This window comes from Thermoactinomyces vulgaris (assembly GCF_005886755.1).
GTDB lineage: Bacteria > Bacillota > Bacilli > Thermoactinomycetales > Thermoactinomycetaceae > Thermoactinomyces > Thermoactinomyces vulgaris.
In genome coordinates this window covers 677,528-694,186 of record NZ_CP039710.1, presented here as the reverse complement: position 1 = coordinate 694,186, position 16,659 = coordinate 677,528, and the positions used below count along the sequence as shown (strand labels likewise).

Below are 16,659 nucleotides of genomic sequence, written 5' to 3'. Positions count from 1 at the left end.
TCTTATACCCCCCGAAACTCCGGTTTTCTTTTTTCCAAAAACGCCCGCATACCCTCGCTTTGGTCTTCTGAGGAAAAGAGCAGGAAAAAAGCATTTTGTTCCAAATTCAATCCGTGTTCCAAAGGAAGTTCCTGCGCCTTTAAAACCGCTTGTTTGGCCAGCCGGACTGCAACAGGCGGCTTTTCCGCAATCTCTTTTGCAAGGGACAGCGCCTCTTTTTCCAAATCCTCCGCGGGAACCACACGATTGATCAATCTCCACTGCAGGGCTTCTTCTGCCGAAATGCTTTTTCCGGTCAAAATCATTTCCATCGCTTTTTTTGTTCCGACTGCTTTGGTCAGGCGCTGGGTTCCCCCGGCTCCGGGGATCACTCCCAATAAAATTTCAGGTTGTCCAAATTGAGCCGTGTCGGAAGCAATGATCATATCACAGCACATCGCCAGTTCATTGCCCCCGCCCAAAGCATAACCGTTGACAGCCGCAATCAAAGGTTTGGAGATTTTGCGGATCCGTTCCCAATCCCGGAAAAATTGTTTCATCACAAAGTCGACCGGCTTGGTTTCAGACAACTCATTAATGTCGGCTCCCGCCGCGAAAGCCCTTTCACTCCCGGTCAAAACAATCACCCGGATCGCTTCGTCCCGGTCCAGCGCTTCCAATTCATCGGCCAGTTTTTTCATCAGGCCGGAGTTTAAGGCATTGAGTGACTTCGGGCGATTCAGCGTTATTTTTGCGATCGGCTCCATCCTGTCCAGCAACAGCATTTGCTGATCCATTGGAATATTCCCCCTTGTAAAGAAAGCGATTTCATTTTTCGAAAAATTATTTATTTATCATATGTTTTCATTTTACCAAACAAGCGATTGTTTGTCAGTCCGTCACGGTGAAGCGGTTGTGAGATAAAGAAGACATGCACCAAAAAAAGCGCCCTTACTCAGGCGCTCCTTTCATCATCACTTTGGATGTTTCCTCCACACATTTTTTGCAAATCATTTTTCCGCGATAGTAGATCACTTCTTCCAGACTCCCGCAAAAAATGCAGTTGGGCTCGTATTTTTTCAGCACAATATATTGATCATCCACAAACACTTCAACACCGTCGCTGGGATGAATATTCAAAAGATCCCTCAGGCCTTTTGGCAATACGATCCTTCCCAGATGATCCACTTTTCTTACGATCCCAGTCCCTTTCATCGAAATCGGCCCCTCTCATTTCTGTTGTAAGCTGGTGGGAGGTGTCAGCTTGCAACCCCAGTTCAACCGGTTTACTCATCCGTCACCATGTTGGACTCTTTTGGACCCGACGTATTTGAATCGGAAGAGGAGTCTGTTTTTTCATCTGCAGGTTTAGCCTTCTGATCCTGATCTTTTGATGGAGATTGGGAATCGGTTTGCTCCGGTTCCTCCTTGTTTGCAGGTTCCTCCTGATCGGTATTAGAAGCCGGATCACGGGTGGAACCCGAAGAAGAGTCATTGCTGGTTTTGTCTGGTTTTTTGGCGGGGGCATCGTCTTTGTGATCCGTTTTGGGTTGATTCTCATCTTTGATGATGCTTTCCCATTCTTCTTCCGATGGCGGCCGATTGAGAATATCGGATACCGGCTTGATGTCTTCAGCCAGTTGCGTTATCGGAATCTCTTCCATCTCTTTGACATCCAGGTTTTTCCCCTCTTTGTTTGCAATCATCCACACGGCATATTTCGCCGGGGACAAACCGGTTTCATCTGCTTTCTTCTTCACCGATTTCGGCATCGTCAGCGTATGAACAAGCAATTCCAGTTTCTCTTCTTTGCTTTCCTCGTCAATCATGGTTTCGATCTCTTGCAACGTTCTCACGCTTGTTTCTTCATCATTGTAACCGGATAAAACAATTTGGTCTTTCGGATGCAAAAAACCTTGTTGTTTCGCTTCATCCAAAAAATGTTCCACAAATTCGTCCACTTGCTCGTTTTTGTAACTTTTACCGCCAAGCACTTTTAAAGCGGATTTGTTTAAGGGTTTGACCTCGGTGATATGTTTGTTTTTATCCATTCCAATCGCAATGCTGGGATTCACATCCAAATAAATATATCCTTCTGCATGGGCTTCCTTGGAAGGCGAAAATTGGGGAAGAACATAAAACATTCCGATCATCGCTGCCACGCCGGCACTGATCGCCGCGATCCAAGGCTTTCTCTTCCATGCGGAAGAACGATTCACAACCATGGGAAACTCCACTTCTTCTCCCACGGTCAGCTCCATGTTTGTTCTCGGCACACGAACAAACTCGCCATCCGGTGTCATCACAATCCAATGGCGCGGCCGAACTTCCATGATAACTCCTTTCCGCATTCATTCGCCCCCTTTCTTACCCTTACAGACCCAAATAGCTTCGCACAAGGGCTAAATCTTCCGTCATGACAATGGTAAGAGCCGTCAGGTATTTTCTGTGCCGATTCAAAGTTCGGCGATGCATTCCCAAATATGAGGCAATCTCTTTATCCAGCTTTTTTTGGTGCAGGAATTTGTGCAAAAGCTCCTTCTCAGACACCAGCTTTTTCGCCACGTGGAATAAATTTTCGCGTGTATCCCGGTGTTTCGGGCTTTTTTTGACCAATTCATCCAAAGTGATCCCTTGCTTGGCCAACGCTTTTTTAAAAATTTCGATCTCAAGGCGGCGCATTTTGCTCAGTTCTTCGTCCCGGTAACTTTCAAAGGCTTTGGCCACCACTTCCTGGTTTTGGATCTCTTCCTCATTTGGACCGGAAGTCAAAAGGGGCACCGTTTTCTGATGCTTTGCCTCCTGCCGGAAATAATCCACCAACCGCCGATGGATCACTTTGTACGCAAAGGACATGAATGTTGCCTGAAATCCTGAGCTGTAGCCACTGATCGCTTCATCCAAAGCTTTGTAAGCGATCATGTACTCGTCATCCTGCTTAGTGATCACCCTCCTGCAAACACGTGAAGCGATTCTGCGCACATGTGGTTCCAGTTCCCTAAGCAGATCGTCTCGTTTGTCTGGAGAGTGTGTTTCTTGCACCTGAAGCACACGTGTTTCTAAATCTGTTCCCCGGAACATGCAATACCGACACCTCTCCTATGTATTCATTCGCACGGCTTCTCTGTTTTTCTGTCCATTTTATGGATCAGTATCATTGTATCACGGATCATTCCCTCCATTATATAGACAAAAGCGATCATTTTATCAACAACAAAAAACAGAATGAACCAAAAACCGGTTCATTCTGCAATGCAAGCAAATTCGTATCGCTTAAATATATATATTTTATCATATTTATGAAAATCTTATTTTTCGTTTCCGGCCAACCGGCGAATCGCCTCAACGGTCTCTGTGTTTTCCAGCGAAGACAGATCGCCGGTGTCTTCTCCTATATAGGCAGCCCGGATCACGCGGCGCACAATTTTTCCATTCCGGGTCTTGGGCAGTTCGTCCACCACCCATACCCGCTTCGGTTTTAATGCTTTTCCCATTTTTTGGGCCACAAACCGGATCAACTCTTCTTCCAACCCTTTGGGTGCCTCGCCTTTTAAAACGACAAAGCAGACAGCACTTTCCCCTTTTTCCGCATCCGGAATTCCGATGGTAGCGGCTTCCGCCACCAGGGGATGATTGACCAGAACCGATTCCATTTCTGCCGGCCCCAACCGTTTTCCCGCAATTTTCAGCGTGTCATCCGAACGTCCGGTGATAAACCAGTTCTTTTCATCATCGATATACACCCAGTCCCCGTGCAGCCACACATTCGGCCAGCGACTCCAATAAGCTTGTTCATACCGCCGGTCATCCTGCCAGAAGCTTCGCGTCATACCCACCCAAGGCTGACGCAAAACCAGCTCCCCCACTTGCCCGCGGACCGGGCGGCCCGAATCATCAAACACTTCCACATCCATTCCCAAAATGGGACCGGCAAACCCGCACGGAACAATGGGTTTGAAAAAATGATTGCCTAAAATGCCGCCGGAGATTTCGGTTCCGCCGGAATAATTGAAAATGGGCACTTTCTTTTTGCCGACGCGTTCAAACAGCCAATGCCACGGCTCCGGATTCCAAGGTTCCCCCGTTGAACCAAAAACGCGCAGGCTGCTTAAATCCCATTTTTCATGCCACTGGTCCCCATGTTTCATTAACGCCCGGATCAAGGTCGGGGAAATTCCCAAGTGAGTGACCCCGTTTTTTTCGACCAACTGCCACAAACGGTCCGGTGCCGGATAATCCGGCGTTCCCTCATAGACAATCATGGTGCTTCCCATCATCAAAGCCCCGAAAACCATCCAAGGGCCCATCATCCACCCCATGTCCGTCACCCAAAACAACACATCCCCCGGTCCCACATCAAACATGTATCCCGCATCAAAAGCCGCTTTCACCGGAAACCCCGCATGCACATGGACCGTTCCCTTCGGTTTGCCGGTGGTCCCGGAAGTATAAATAATCATCACCGGATCATCCGCCGCCGTGGGATGGGGTGACAGCGCTTTCAAATCTGTCCGCAACCGGTCCCAATCTACATCCCTGTCCCTTGCCGGGCACTCCCGGTTGGTCCGCCGTACCACAATCACTTTCTCAACGGATGGCGATTGATCCGCCGCCAGATCAGCTTCTTCTTTCATCCGGACCATTTTTCCACGGCGGTAGAACCCATCCGCCGTGATCAGCCATTTGGCCTGGCACCCTTGAATCCGGGTGGCCACCGCATCGGCACCGTATCCGGAAAAACAAGGGATAAAGATCGCACCAATCCTGGCAACCGCCAACATGGCAATCACATTTTCCGCAATCATAGGCAGATATATGGCAACCCGGTCACCCGGCTTTATTCCCAGCTTTCTAAAACCGCCTGCAATCCGGTTCACTTCCAGCCATAAATCCCGGTACGAATATTTCCGGCACTCCCCGTTATCGCCTTCCCAGATCAGCGCAATCCGGTGACGGGACGATGGATCATCGACAAACCGGTCCAAGCAATTTTCCGAAATATTGAGTTTCCCGCCAACAAACCAACGGGTCCATAAAATGCCGTCGCTCATGTCCATCACTTGACGATACGGAACCTGCCATCTCAATTGCATATCTTTGACCGCTTCATCCCAAAACCAGGCAATATTTTTGACACTGTCCCGGTAAAAAGCGTCATAATCCTGATAACCCAGCCGGTTCATCCATTGATAAAGACGGGTCTTTTTCGTTTGTTCAGGGGTCGGAACCCAGGCCGGCTCATGACTCATCGCCCATATCACTCCTATCTGAAATAAAATGACTCATCATTATTTTAAATGTATTTAAAAGATTAAGCAAAAAGGATATACGCGTAAAAAAAACGGGCTTTCTGCTTATCACAGAAAGCCCGCCCAGGTTCCGTCAAAAAATCAGATGAGCCATCAAGGCGATAATGGGCAACGTAAGCAACGTACGCTGCAGGAACAAAATTACCAGATCTTTGAAATCAACAGGGACCTTGGATCCCAACAACAACCCGCCCACTTCGGACATGTAAATCAATTGGGTCACCGAGAGACAGGCAATGACAAACCGGGTCAATTCACTTTCAATCGCTCCGCTTGCAATCACGGAAGGAAGAAACATATCCGCAAAGCCGACCACAACCGTTTGAGCCGCCTCGCTTGCTTCCGGGATGTTCAACAAGGATAAAATCGGGACAAACGGCAATCCCAGCCATTTAAACAGCGGCGTATATTCCGCGATAATCACCGCAGTCGTCCCAAAGGCCATTACAACCGGCAAGACGCCGAACCACATATCGAGGATATTTTTAAACCCGTTTTGGAAAACATCTTTAAACTGCATGCTGCGCGCACGTTCCACGGCTTGGTGCACGCCCCATTGCCACACGGAAAAGCCTTCCGGAAACGTTTCATTCAGGTTCCCTTTCAACCCGTCATAATACGTATCCTCTTTCCGGGACAACGGAGGGATCCGCGGCAAAACAATCGCCGCCACCAACCCGGCCAATGAAATGGTTAAATAATAAGGCCCGAACAAATGTCCCAATCCGATCTGTTCCAAAACGACAATGGTAAAAGTGATGGACACCACGGAAAACGTCGTTCCGATGACAGCCGCCTCCCGCTTGGTATAAAAGCCGTCTTCATATTGCTTGTTGGTGAGCAGTACCCCGATCGTTCCATCCCCCAGCCAGGATGCCAGACAGTCAATGGAAGCCCGTCCGGGAAGTTTGAATAGTGGACGCATCAATCGCGTCAATAACGTTCCCGTCATTTCCAGCAATCCAAAATCCATCAAAAAAGGCATGAAAAGTCCGGCAAAAATAAACACGGTAAACAATACGGGAATCAGGTCATACAGCAACAAACCGCCTGTATTTTCCGACCACACCCAATCCGGCCCCCACTGAAACAGCGTCAGCACGGCCAATACCGCTCCCAAAACACGGGTGACCGCCCAAAACACCGACACGTGAAACAAGCTTTTTAGAAAGGGGCGATCCACGATCCAGGATGGTTTGATAAAAGATCCCATGAGCGTGAGCACTGCGGAAACCAAGATCATGATCGTTGCCAAAGCCGGCAGGACGTCCGCCAGCAACGCCTGCAGCCATTTGGCCAGCATGGCGACAGGAATGGTCATTTCCCCCCCGATGGAGATCGGAATCATAAATAAGATGATACCGATGAACGATGGGATGATAAATTTCAAATAGCTCGTCACCGGGCGCGTCCCTTTCTGAACATTTTCCATATCGACTGGATCACCTCAACATCTGCGTATAGATAAAGACATAGATACATAAATCTTATAATTATTTTATAAAAAAGAAAAGATACATTTTTCCGACCAATTTGATCCATATGAATTGTTTATACATATTAAAAACAGAGATAAATGGATAACAATATTATTTTTTTAATAACATAGTATAAATATACAAAAATACGATATAAATAATCAATAGGAAAATATAGCAAAAATAAGGTATAGTAGTATTAAACGACTTTCATCCAAAAGGGGACTATACAAGTATGATCAAGCGGACCATCAAAAAAGAAGTACTTGACAGCAAACATCTCGATGAAACAAAAGAAATACTGATTTTTCTTCCCGAAGAAGAGCCATCATCCGTCCGGGAATATCCGCTGGTCCTTCTTCATGACGGGCCTGATTACTTCAACTTGGGACGCGTGGTGACTCAGGCCACCCAAATGATTGCAAACGGGGAGCTCCAACCCTTTGCCATGGCAGCCATTCCGGTGGACAAAAAGAAACGGATCTCCCAATACTCCCCTGTTGGAAAACAACAATCCGGACATATCCAAATGGTGATGGAAGAACTCCTCCCTTTGCTCCGTGATAAATATCCCGTCTCCCGGGAAAAAGAAAAGTTGGTGATCGGCGGTTCATCACTGGGTGGAACGGTTTCGTTGCACATTGCCTTGCAACATCCGGAACAGGTGGTCAATGTCTTTGCCCAGTCGGGGGCCTTTTTGGAAGAAACCTGTGAAGAAATCCTGCAGCAAGACACGCTTTCCCATTTGCGCATCTATCAATCGGTCGGAACCTCTGAAACGAAAGTTCCCACCCATATGGGGGATCTGGACCTCTTGGCCCGCAACCGGGAAGTCCATCGTTATTTAAAGGAAAAAGAAGCCCGGGTGCAATATGCTGAAAAAGACGGAGATCACACCTGGGGGTTCTGGCAACGGGATCTCCCGGATGTGTTGAAAACCTTTTTTTCCTGAAGCAAAAAACAGCCATCTGTGATTTTACAGATGGCTGTTTCCGTTTATTTGATGCTTTGTTCAATTTCTTGTGCCATTTTGCCGACCGACCGGAGCCCGCCGCCGGAAAGATACCACAGATTGGGATCAAGATAGACAATGTTTCCTTCTTGATATGCTTTCGTCTTTTTCACCAGTTCGTTTTCCACGGTTTGTTTGGCAGCGGCTTTATTCCCCACTGCAGCGCTGCGGTCAACGACATACAGATAGTCCGGATTTTTTTCTGCAATATATTCAAAAGAAATGCTTTGCCCGTGGGTGGATGCTTCGATCTGGGCATCTGCCGGTGCCATTCCAAACACGTCATGTATCAAACCATAACGGGAATTGGGCCCGTAGGCACTGATTTTATTGTCATTGGCCAGGATGACCAGTGCATTTTTTCCACTCTCTTTTGCTTTCTTGTTCAGCTGGTCAATGGAACTTTTAATTGCAGTAAGCTCTTGGTTGATTTCATCCTCTTTGCCAAAGATTTTACCCAAAGTTTGCATGTTTTTCTCAAATGATCCCATATAATTGTTGAAGTCGACTCCCATAAAAATGGTTGGCGCAATCTCCTGGAACTCTTTATATAAGTTTTGTTGACGTCCGGAAATAATGATCAGATCCGGCCCGATTTCACTCAGCTTTTCAAAATCCGGCTCTTTCAAGCTCCCGATATTGACATATTTATCATCTTCATATTTGGATAAGTAATCCGGAAGATTGGACGATTTCGGCAAAGCTGCCGGTTCAATCCCCAGTTTGTCAAGAGAATCAAGAATTCCATAATCAAAGACAACCACTTTTTGCGGATTTTTGGTAACCTCGGTTTTTCCCAATTGATGCTCAACCGTTATTTTTTCCGCGGCTTCGGATTGAGACGGATCAGCAGCTTCATTGTTACTGCAGGCAACTCCGGTAACAGACAAAATAAGAACAAATAACCATACATAAAGCTTTCTCATTGTCGTTTCACCCTTCCATTTATTAAACTATCTATCATCAAGTTTTCCGGTTGATTCCCTGTCCTTTTTTGAATTTTATCTCCCCCTTTCACGTGAAGCTGGTAGTCATGGTTTTTGAAATCACACCTGGCAGGATGATGGTAAATGCTTGTTATGAATAATAAACACAGATTTTTTGATCATTGATTTCCTCAATGGCAATATCCATATCGTAAATATCTTTTAAGGAATCACGGGTGATCATTTCATCCGTCTTTCCGGCCCGGATCACCCGGCCGTCTTTAAGTGCGATCAGGTAGTCGGAATAGCAAGAAGCAAAGTTAATGTCATGAATCACGATACAAATCGTTTTTCCCAACTCATTGACCAGTTTCTGCAGTGTTTTCATGATTTGAACGGCATGCTTCATATCCAGATTGTTCAAAGGCTCGTCCAACAAGATATATTCGGTATCCTGAGCGATCGTCATCGCTATATAAGCGCGCTGTCTTTGTCCTCCGCTCAATTGTTCCAAATACTTATGCTGAATATTAGATAAATTCATATATTGAATCGCATGATCTATGTACTTTTCGTCTTCTTGAGTCAGCCTGCCCTGAGAGTAAGGAAAGCGGCCGAAAGAGACCAGCTCCCGAATGGTCAGACGCAAATTCAAATGGTTTTCCTGCTTGAGAATCGATATTTTTTTGGCAAGTTCCTCACTTTTGTATTGGCTTATTTCCTGACCGTCGATAAAAACTTCTCCGTTGTCTTTTAAGATCAAGCGGCAAATCACCGAAAGCAAAGTACTTTTCCCTGCACCGTTGGGCCCGATAAATGAAGTGATTTTTCCTTTGGGAATTGCGATGGAAATATCCTCCAACACCGTTTTCTTCCCGTATTTTTTTGAGATATTTTTCACTTCAATCATAGTCGATTCTCCTTTAACAACAGATAAATGAAATAAATACCTCCGATAAAATTAATGATGACACTGAGCGTCGTTTCAAAAGTGAAAATCCGTTCCACCGCCATTTGCCCGCCGACAAGCGCAACAAAACTGATCAAAACCGCTCCCAAGATCAGATAACTGTGCTTATAAGTGCGAAACATTTCATAGGAAAGGTTGGCAACCAACAAGCCCAAAAACATGATGGGTCCGACAAGAGCCGTCGATATCGAGATCAGGACAGATACGATGATCAAAAGTTGTCTGACGATCCGGTTGTAATCAACTCCCAGATTGACTGCCTGATCCTTTCCCAAAGAGATGACATCCAAATACTTGAAAAACCGCATAAAATACAGGAATACTGCCAAAATCAAGATACAGGAAGCCCAGACAAGATCTGTGTTGATGTTATTAAAACTGGCAAACATCTTGTCCTGCACAATCAAAAACTCATTGGGATCAATCAACACCTGCATAAATGACGACAGACTGTCAAACAAAATCCCGAAAATCAAGCCGACCAACAGCAAAAAATAAATATTGTATTTTTCCTTGCGAAAAAAAACACGGTACAACAAAACGGCAAACAATATCATTCCGGCTACGGTCACCAAAAAATTGAAATGGTTACTCATCATGGTGAGCGTCGAGGAGCCCAAAAAGAAAATAACGACCGTTTGAATAAACACGTACAGGGAATCCAATCCCATGATGCTCGGGGTTAAAATCCGGTTATGGGTAATGGTTTGAAAAATGACCGTAGACAAGGCAATCGCACTGCCTGTAAGCAGGATGGCAAGGATCTTCATGCCACGGCGCGGCAGGACATAATCCCAATTGCTTCCCAGATCAATAAACAGATAGATAACGATCAGCAAAGCGGAGAAAATGCCTAAAGATGTTAGTTTGACTCTATGACTCATACGATCTGCTCCTCATTAACAAGTACAGGAAAATGGCGCTGCCGATTACACCAATGGTAAGACTGATCGAGACTTCAAACGGATAAATGACAATCCGGCCCAGGATGTCGCAAGCCAGAACAAATATGGCACCAAAAAGAGCCGTGTACGGGAGGTTTTTCCTCACATGGTCGCCATAGTAAATGGAGACGATGTTGGGAACAATCAATCCCAGAAAAGGAATCATTCCAACCGTAAGAACAACAGAAGATGTGATCATTGCCACAATGATTAAACCGACATGAATGACTTGTTTGTAATTCAACCCCAAATTCCTTGCAAATTCTTCTCCCATGCCTGCAATGGTAAAACGATCGGCATAAAAATATGCAATCAACATCAACGGAATGCTGATATACAAAATTTCATACCGTCCTTGCATCATCATGGAAAAGTCCCCTTGCAGCCAGCTTGACATATTTTGAATGAGATCATGTTTATAAGCAAAAAAAGTGGAAGCCGAACTGATAATATTCCCAAACATCAAACCGACCAAGGGAACAAAAATCACATCTTTCAGTTTGATCTTGTCAAGGATTTTCATAAACAACAGCGTTCCAGCCAGCGCAAAGAGAAATGCGATGCTGATTTTGACCAATAAACTTGCCGAACCGAACCAAAGCATGGAGATCAAAATGCCCAAGCGGGCTGAATCCATGGTCCCTGCCGTTGTGGGAGATACAAATTTATTTTGGCTGATCTGTTGCATAATCAGCCCGCATATACTGATACTGACACCGGAAATCAGGATGCTGATCAATCTTGGAATGCGGCTGATCAAAAGAATCTCTGTCTCCTCCTGATCCAGCTTGAACAAACCTTGCAACGTAATCTCTTTCACACCAATAAACAGTGAAATGACGGATAAAATCAGCAGAATCAAAATTAAATATCTTTTTTTCATCGACATTCCCTCAAGGTTTTTCAAAATCGTGTCAAATGCAATTGATAATCGTTTTCACTAAAATCTATCATAACAACTTTTCTAAATCTGTCAACTTAATATAGAATTTATATATTGAAAACAGATTGTTATATGTTATATAAATATTTAATCAAACAAAACACCGGCTCCTTTCAAAGGAAAACCGGTGTTTTTTCTTCCGTTAAATGCTGCTGCCACACGAACTGCCGTCTCCCGAAGAACCGCTTTCCCCGCCGTTTCCTCCGGGCGATTCATTTCCTGAATGATGGTGATGGGCAGGTGTGTAAGCAGAGTAAATGATAAAACTGCTGTCGTCTTCTTTGAACCTTTTATAGAGCTCATGGTATTTCCCATAAAACGTATCCGAATGATACAAAGATAGAAAAATCGCTCCAAGAACCGGATCATCTTTGGCAGAGCCGTATTTTTTGAACTGCCGCCGGTATTCTTTGACAGAAGTTCCATGGTTCACCACATGTTTTTCAGCCTGTTCCAGTTTTCGTTTAATAATCCGGATCAGATTTTCGATGATACAAGCGGCTTGATCCAATTTTTTGCCGGCATGAGGATTAAAATATTTATCCTTTAACTCCAGATCAGAGCAATGCTTAAAATCATTCAGAAGTGATTTGGAAAGCGGATGCTGAAAAAAAGCACCCCACGTATGGTGACTGTATTTGGTGGGACGAAATAAAAGCAGGTAAATCAAATCAAAAAAGCTTCTTTCTTCTGTATTCAATGATTGCCCCGACAAATTGGGTTCATGATGCAAAACCGTTCCCAGATACCGATTGGAAAACTCTTCATATTCTCTGGTGAACATCAGCATTTCATGCCAAATTTCATCCACCTCATCACTGTACATGGGCACTTTTTTCAAGATGGCAGTCATGACTAAATAGCGCTTCCACTCGAAAAAGCGATTTTCCCATTCGGTGAGGCCGATTTTGTGTTCGCGAATCACCCGCTCTTTGACCCGCTCCACATAGCTTTCCACAAACGAGCTTTCCAAATGTTGAGCCAGTGCCTTCACATCCTCTTTCAGCTCATGACGGGGCTGAATCCCCAAATCTTCAAGAACATAACTCTTTTTATGATTGACTTTTTTCGCCGAGCGGTATAACACATTCACAATGATCACCGTGATGATGAATATGGCAACCAAAAAAAAGGCGATCAGCTCCATCCCTTCACCATCCTTTCATCTCTATTTTACTGAAAAAACACCTCATCGCATATGAACATATAAAAAACTCCCCTATCAAAATCACAGGGGAGACTGAATCGGTTTAATCCACATAACGGTCATAAGCATCCGTCAGATTTTTGGCGATTTCCTCAAGCGGAACATTTTCAATGTCGTGGCGATGCACCATGTGCACCAGTTTCCCGTCTTTTAACAAGGCAAAAGATGGTGAAGACGGGGGCATTCCTTCAAAATATGAACGGGCCCGTTCCGTGGCTTCCCGGTCTTGTCCGGCAAAAACGGTATACAAGTGATCCGGAACTTTGTCATGTTTCAAAGAAAGCGCCACTGCCGGGCGGGCCAAACCGGCTGCACAACCGCAAACCGAGTTCACCGCCACCAAGGTGGTTCCTTTGGCTCCTTCCCCCTGCAGAGCTTCATCCACTTCTTCCGGAGTGCGGAGCTCTTTGAAACCGACACCGGTCAATTCATCACGCATATGTTGAACCATCTGCTGCATTTGCAGAATATAGAAGTTTTCACTCATTTCCAACCCTCCTCCCCACTATTCTATCCCAATCGGGAAACAGAGAAAAGAAACATTTACCGATTGTCCACTTTTTCGGGATACAGGTCATGCAGCGCCAAACGCTGTTCGGCGATTTTTTCCCACCGGGTTCCCGGTTTTCCATAGTTCACATAAGGATCGATGCTGATCCCGCCTCTGGGCAAAAATTTCCCCCATACTTCGATGTATTTGGGATCCAGCTTCTCAATCAAATCCTTCATGATCGTGACAATGCAGTTTTCGTGAAAATCGCCGTGATTGCGAAAACTGAACAGATACAACTTCAGCGATTTGCTTTCCACCAGTTTTTGATCCGGAACATAGCTGAGATAAATGGTCGCAAAGTCCGGTTGACCGGTAATCGGACATAAACTGGTGAACTCCGGGCAGTTGAACTTCACAAAATAATCCGTCCCCGGATGACGGTTGTCAAACGTCTCCAACAAACCGGGGTTGTATTCGAAATGGTAAGTGGTGTCATTCCCCAACGCTTTCAGGGACAATTCCTCTTTCGACTTGTCGCTCATGACTTTTCCTCCTGTTCATCCACACGTTCAAAACGGGCATAAGCTTCATTGGTCTCTTCAACCTCAACCCATTTGCACCGGGGTTGATTCGATTTTTGCCGGCACAAGCCTTCAATAATCCGGAAAAACACCTCCGCCACTTTCTCGGTGGACGGGGCCACTCCGGTTTGCTCGGGATCAAACTCCGGAAAATCATTTAAGTAGTGGTGGTCATACTTTTTCTCGATGGCATGTTTCACTTGCCGGAAATCGATCAACATATGCTTTTCGTCCAACTCAAACCCTTCCACACAAAAAGTGACCTTATAGTTATGTCCGTGAATTCTTTCACATTTCCCGGCCCCCGGAATGCTGTGGGCGCAGGAAATCCAAAAGTGTTTCACCATCGTGTATTTGCCGCGCATGTTTATCACCTTAATTGTTCAGGGATTTTTTTATAAGCAATGGGATCCGTCGCGTTATTCTCTTTAAAACCTTTCAAGCGGAGCAGGCAGCTGTCGCATTCCCCGCACGCTTCCTCTCCCCCCAGATAACAGGAAGTGGTCAGTTCATAAGGAACGTTCAGCTCAAGCCCTCTTTTGATGGTTTCCGCTTTACTCAAATGAATCAGCGGCGTCCTGATCTCCATTTTTTCGGAAACACCCATTTTGGTCGCCAAATTGACCGTTTCACTGAAAGAACGGATAAATTCGGGGCGGCAGTCGGGATAACCGCTGTAATCCACCGCACTCACCCCGGTATAAATCCGTCTGGCCCCGATCACTTCCGCATAAGCCGATGCCAGTGACAGGAAAATTAAATTGCGGGCAGGAACATACGTATCCGGGATGTCTTCTTCCACTCCCCCGGTCCGGACTTCCATTGTCTGATCCGTCAGGGCACTGCCGCCAATCTCGCCGAGGAAAGAAACGTTTACAATTTTATGCCGGTGGCCCACCCCGTAGTGTTTGGCGATTTTTTTGGCTTGCTCCACTTCCCTGTCATGGCGCTGGTTGTAATAAAAGGTGATCGGATACAGTGCATAACCTTCTTCGCGGGCAATGCCCATGCACGTCGTGCTGTCCAATCCGCCGCTCAACACAATCACCGCTTTTTCTTCCACCCGTTTTCCCTCCTGTCATACCCCGCGCAAGTCGGGATCCCAAATCATTTTGTGCATCTGCAGACTCAATTTCACCTGTGTCAATTGATGCTTCAAGATCAAATCCACCAGTTTTGCCGGTTCCATTGATTCCCACACCGGACTGAACAAGGGAATCCCTTTTTTCATCTTGGTCTGGACGACTTCTTTGGCCACCTTGAAGTCCTCTTCCCCGGCAATCACAAATTTGACCTCGTCGTCATCGTTCAAACAGTCGAAATTCTCATCGATCATCCGCTTATTTTCGCCGCTTCCCGGCAATTTATAATCCAAAATGAACCGGACTTTTTGTCTTGCCGCTTCATGGTTTTGCCTTAACTCAGCAAACGGCTTCAAATGGATCGCGCCGTTGGTTTCAATGTGAATGTCCTCGATATGGTCAATCTCAGCCAATGCTTCAATCAACCGTTCGGATTTATATCCATGCATCAACGGCTCACCGCCCGTCAGGCAAATGAACCGGTGCGGAAACTTTTTCACTTCCTTTACGATTTCGGAAACCCGTGCAAAATATTCCGGTTTGGAAGGGGCGTAGCTGTAAGGTGTATCACACCAGGTACACCGTAAGTTGCAATTAAACAACCGTACAAACGTGGTGGGAAATCCGGCACGGGTCCCTTCCCCTTCAACGGTTTGAAAAATTTCCACCATCGGAAGTTTGGGATCTTTTACGGATCCGGAATCTTGTTGCAAAGGGGCACCTTCTCTCCTGCAAAAAATATAGACATCACAAAAATTATATTCTACTTTGTCATGCTATCAAAAGCAAACGTTTTCGGGCAAGCGATGCTTTGGTCATCCTTCTGCAACACTCCACTCCACATTGGCTTTTTCCAGACATTCTTTCCAATGATCCGGCAAACGGTCCGTCACCAAAAGATCAATATCTTCCAAACGGCAGACTTGATAGAAAAACCGCTTTCCAAATTTTGTGTGGTCAGCCAGCACAATCACTTGTTCCGAACAGGCAATCATCTGTTTGACAACCTGGCCTTCCTCTTCATCCTTGACAAAAATCCCGTCCTTGGTGATTCCCCCGCCGCCCATCAAACACTTGTTCACCCGGAACTCCTGCAAATGGCGGATGGTCGCGGCTCCATGAATGTACCGGGAATGCGGGTCAAAAACCCCTCCCAACACATGCAGTTTGACCCCCTCTTTGCCGGACAGGATATCCGCAATGTCGATGGAATTGGTTACAACCACGACATTTTGCGCTTCAAGGGCTTGCGCGGCATATTGCACCGTTGTGGACGTATCCATCAAAATATGGTCGCGGGGGTGGATGTTTGCCGCGGCCAGCCGTCCGATCTTTGCCTTGGCTTCGCTTTTCTGTCCCACACGTTTCTTATAACTGTCGACTTCTTTTTCAAGAACCGGCAAAATGGCTCCGCCCCGTGTGCGGATGATGGCATTTTGTTCACTCAATTTCACCAAATCCCTGCGGGCGGTGTCACGGGAAACCCGAAACATCTCGCAAATCTCTTGAACGCTGATCCGGTGATGTTTTTTTAGATGGCGCAAAATCATCATCATTCTTTCTTCCTGATACACCCCTCGTCCCTCCTTTCCGTCCGGCGTTAAGCGATCATAAGCAATTATAAGACATAATACTCGACACCCGCGCCAGTATTGCTTATAATTACTTAAAAAGAAGCTCACAGGATCAGCGGGAATGGAGCGTGACCTTCAGCGGGCGTGATCTTTCCCGTTCT

The 16,659-nt window shown here is 45.9% G+C and carries 18 protein-coding genes; 1 reads left to right on the top strand and 17 read right to left on the bottom strand.

Going from position 1 to position 16,659, the window contains the following annotated elements; translation table 11 throughout:
• Window positions 1-2: 2 nt before the first annotated feature.
• From FA954_RS03550 to FA954_RS03525, 6 genes are all read right to left on the bottom strand, one after another.
• A complete protein-coding gene (locus FA954_RS03550; RefSeq protein WP_138614877.1) occupies window positions 3-776 on the bottom strand; it encodes an enoyl-CoA hydratase-related protein in 774 nt (257 codons plus the stop codon).
• Between the two features lie 154 nt (window positions 777-930).
• Window positions 931-1,194, bottom strand: a complete 264-nt coding sequence (locus FA954_RS03545; protein WP_037996279.1) for an AbrB/MazE/SpoVT family DNA-binding domain-containing protein — start codon at window positions 1,192-1,194, stop codon at window positions 931-933.
• A 71-nt stretch (window positions 1,195-1,265) separates the two neighbouring features.
• On the bottom strand, window positions 1,266-2,330 hold the full coding sequence (locus tag FA954_RS03540; protein ID WP_138614876.1) for an anti-sigma factor domain-containing protein: 1,065 nt from the start codon (window positions 2,328-2,330) through the stop codon (window positions 1,266-1,268).
• Window positions 2,331-2,352: 22 nt separating this feature from the next.
• Window positions 2,353-2,928 carry a hypothetical protein gene (locus tag FA954_RS03535; RefSeq protein WP_231564617.1) on the bottom strand — a complete coding sequence of 192 codons (576 nt, stop codon included), beginning with the start codon at window positions 2,926-2,928 and terminating at the stop codon, window positions 2,353-2,355.
• 359 nt (window positions 2,929-3,287) lie between these two features.
• Complete coding sequence (locus tag FA954_RS03530) at window positions 3,288-5,228, bottom strand: AMP-binding protein (RefSeq protein ID WP_138614875.1); 1,941 nt, start codon at window positions 5,226-5,228, stop codon at window positions 3,288-3,290.
• A gap of 133 nt (window positions 5,229-5,361) precedes the next feature.
• On the bottom strand, window positions 5,362-6,720 hold the full coding sequence (locus FA954_RS03525; RefSeq protein WP_121874483.1) for a YjiH family protein: 1,359 nt from the start codon (window positions 6,718-6,720) through the stop codon (window positions 5,362-5,364).
• A 281-nt stretch (window positions 6,721-7,001) separates the two neighbouring features.
• On the opposite strand from FA954_RS03525, the gene FA954_RS03520 reads away from it, so the two are divergent.
• Window positions 7,002-7,718: an alpha/beta hydrolase gene (locus tag FA954_RS03520; protein WP_138614874.1), complete on the top strand. Its 717-nt coding sequence runs from the start codon at window positions 7,002-7,004 to the stop codon at window positions 7,716-7,718.
• 44 nt (window positions 7,719-7,762) lie between these two features.
• Here the strand turns inward: FA954_RS03520 and FA954_RS03515 are convergent, their stop codons facing one another.
• The 11 genes from FA954_RS03515 to FA954_RS03465 form a co-directional block, all read right to left on the bottom strand.
• Complete coding sequence (locus tag FA954_RS03515; protein ID WP_138614873.1) at window positions 7,763-8,704, bottom strand: siderophore ABC transporter substrate-binding protein; 942 nt, start codon at window positions 8,702-8,704, stop codon at window positions 7,763-7,765.
• Between the two features lie 151 nt (window positions 8,705-8,855).
• Window positions 8,856-9,614, bottom strand: coding sequence for an iron ABC transporter ATP-binding protein (locus FA954_RS03510; RefSeq protein WP_138614872.1), 759 nt, complete (start codon window positions 9,612-9,614; stop codon window positions 8,856-8,858).
• On the bottom strand, window positions 9,611-10,558 hold the full coding sequence (locus FA954_RS03505) for an iron chelate uptake ABC transporter family permease subunit (protein ID WP_138614871.1): 948 nt from the start codon (window positions 10,556-10,558) through the stop codon (window positions 9,611-9,613). Before FA954_RS03505 ends, FA954_RS03510 begins: the two co-directional genes overlap by 4 nt.
• Window positions 10,548-11,501 (bottom strand): ABC transporter permease, encoded by a 954-nt coding sequence (locus tag FA954_RS03500; RefSeq protein WP_138614870.1) that lies wholly within the window; start codon window positions 11,499-11,501, stop codon window positions 10,548-10,550. The genes FA954_RS03505 and FA954_RS03500 overlap by 11 nt, the downstream gene beginning before the upstream one ends.
• Before the next feature lie 202 nt (window positions 11,502-11,703).
• Window positions 11,704-12,708 carry a glycine-rich domain-containing protein gene (locus tag FA954_RS03495; protein ID WP_138614869.1) on the bottom strand — a complete coding sequence of 335 codons (1,005 nt, stop codon included), beginning with the start codon at window positions 12,706-12,708 and terminating at the stop codon, window positions 11,704-11,706.
• Window positions 12,709-12,811: 103 nt separating this feature from the next.
• Entirely contained in the window at window positions 12,812-13,255 is a 444-nt protein-coding gene (locus tag FA954_RS03490; protein ID WP_138614868.1) for a BrxA/BrxB family bacilliredoxin, read from the bottom strand.
• Between the two features lie 56 nt (window positions 13,256-13,311).
• Window positions 13,312-13,803, bottom strand: a complete 492-nt coding sequence (gene queF, locus FA954_RS03485) for a preQ(1) synthase (RefSeq protein WP_037996297.1) — start codon at window positions 13,801-13,803, stop codon at window positions 13,312-13,314.
• Window positions 13,800-14,207, bottom strand: a complete 408-nt coding sequence (locus tag FA954_RS03480) for a 6-pyruvoyl trahydropterin synthase family protein (RefSeq protein WP_037996299.1) — start codon at window positions 14,205-14,207, stop codon at window positions 13,800-13,802. Before FA954_RS03480 ends, queF begins: the two co-directional genes overlap by 4 nt.
• Before the next feature lie 5 nt (window positions 14,208-14,212).
• Window positions 14,213-14,851 (bottom strand): 7-cyano-7-deazaguanine synthase QueC, encoded by a 639-nt coding sequence (gene queC / locus FA954_RS03475; protein ID WP_049720600.1) that lies wholly within the window; start codon window positions 14,849-14,851, stop codon window positions 14,213-14,215.
• A 69-nt stretch (window positions 14,852-14,920) separates the two neighbouring features.
• The gene (locus FA954_RS03470) at window positions 14,921-15,637 is read right to left on the bottom strand and encodes a 7-carboxy-7-deazaguanine synthase QueE (RefSeq protein WP_309485142.1); all 717 of its coding nucleotides are present in this window, start codon (window positions 15,635-15,637) and stop codon (window positions 14,921-14,923) included.
• 102 nt (window positions 15,638-15,739) lie between these two features.
• Window positions 15,740-16,498, bottom strand: coding sequence for a DeoR/GlpR family DNA-binding transcription regulator (locus FA954_RS03465; RefSeq protein ID WP_062843299.1), 759 nt, complete (start codon window positions 16,496-16,498; stop codon window positions 15,740-15,742).
• Window positions 16,499-16,659 lie beyond the last annotated feature (161 nt).

Excerpts from the sequence above, each read along its gene's own strand:
- FA954_RS03550 (WP_138614877.1), bottom strand. The coding sequence starts at position 776 with ATGGATCAGCAAATGCTGTTGCTGGACAGGATGGAGCCGATCGCAAAA.
- FA954_RS03545 (WP_037996279.1), bottom strand. The coding sequence starts at position 1,194 with ATGAAAGGGACTGGGATCGTAAGAAAAGTGGATCATCTGGGAAGGATC.
- FA954_RS03540 (WP_138614876.1), bottom strand. The coding sequence starts at position 2,330 with ATGCGGAAAGGAGTTATCATGGAAGTTCGGCCGCGCCATTGGATTGTG.
- FA954_RS03530 (WP_138614875.1), bottom strand. The coding sequence starts at position 5,228 with ATGAGTCATGAGCCGGCCTGGGTTCCGACCCCTGAACAAACGAAAAAG.
- FA954_RS03525 (WP_121874483.1), bottom strand. The coding sequence starts at position 6,720 with ATGGAAAATGTTCAGAAAGGGACGCGCCCGGTGACGAGCTATTTGAAA.
- FA954_RS03520 (WP_138614874.1), top strand. The coding sequence starts at position 7,002 with ATGATCAAGCGGACCATCAAAAAAGAAGTACTTGACAGCAAACATCTC.
- FA954_RS03515 (WP_138614873.1), bottom strand. The coding sequence starts at position 8,704 with ATGAGAAAGCTTTATGTATGGTTATTTGTTCTTATTTTGTCTGTTACC.
- FA954_RS03510 (WP_138614872.1), bottom strand. The coding sequence starts at position 9,614 with ATGATTGAAGTGAAAAATATCTCAAAAAAATACGGGAAGAAAACGGTG.
- FA954_RS03505 (WP_138614871.1), bottom strand. The coding sequence starts at position 10,558 with ATGAGTCATAGAGTCAAACTAACATCTTTAGGCATTTTCTCCGCTTTG.
- FA954_RS03500 (WP_138614870.1), bottom strand. The coding sequence starts at position 11,501 with ATGAAAAAAAGATATTTAATTTTGATTCTGCTGATTTTATCCGTCATT.
- FA954_RS03495 (WP_138614869.1), bottom strand. The coding sequence starts at position 12,708 with ATGGAGCTGATCGCCTTTTTTTTGGTTGCCATATTCATCATCACGGTG.
- FA954_RS03490 (WP_138614868.1), bottom strand. The coding sequence starts at position 13,255 with ATGAGTGAAAACTTCTATATTCTGCAAATGCAGCAGATGGTTCAACAT.
- queF (WP_037996297.1), bottom strand. The coding sequence starts at position 13,803 with ATGAGCGACAAGTCGAAAGAGGAATTGTCCCTGAAAGCGTTGGGGAAT.
- FA954_RS03480 (WP_037996299.1), bottom strand. The coding sequence starts at position 14,207 with ATGCGCGGCAAATACACGATGGTGAAACACTTTTGGATTTCCTGCGCC.
- queC (WP_049720600.1), bottom strand. The coding sequence starts at position 14,851 with ATGGGCATTGCCCGCGAAGAAGGTTATGCACTGTATCCGATCACCTTT.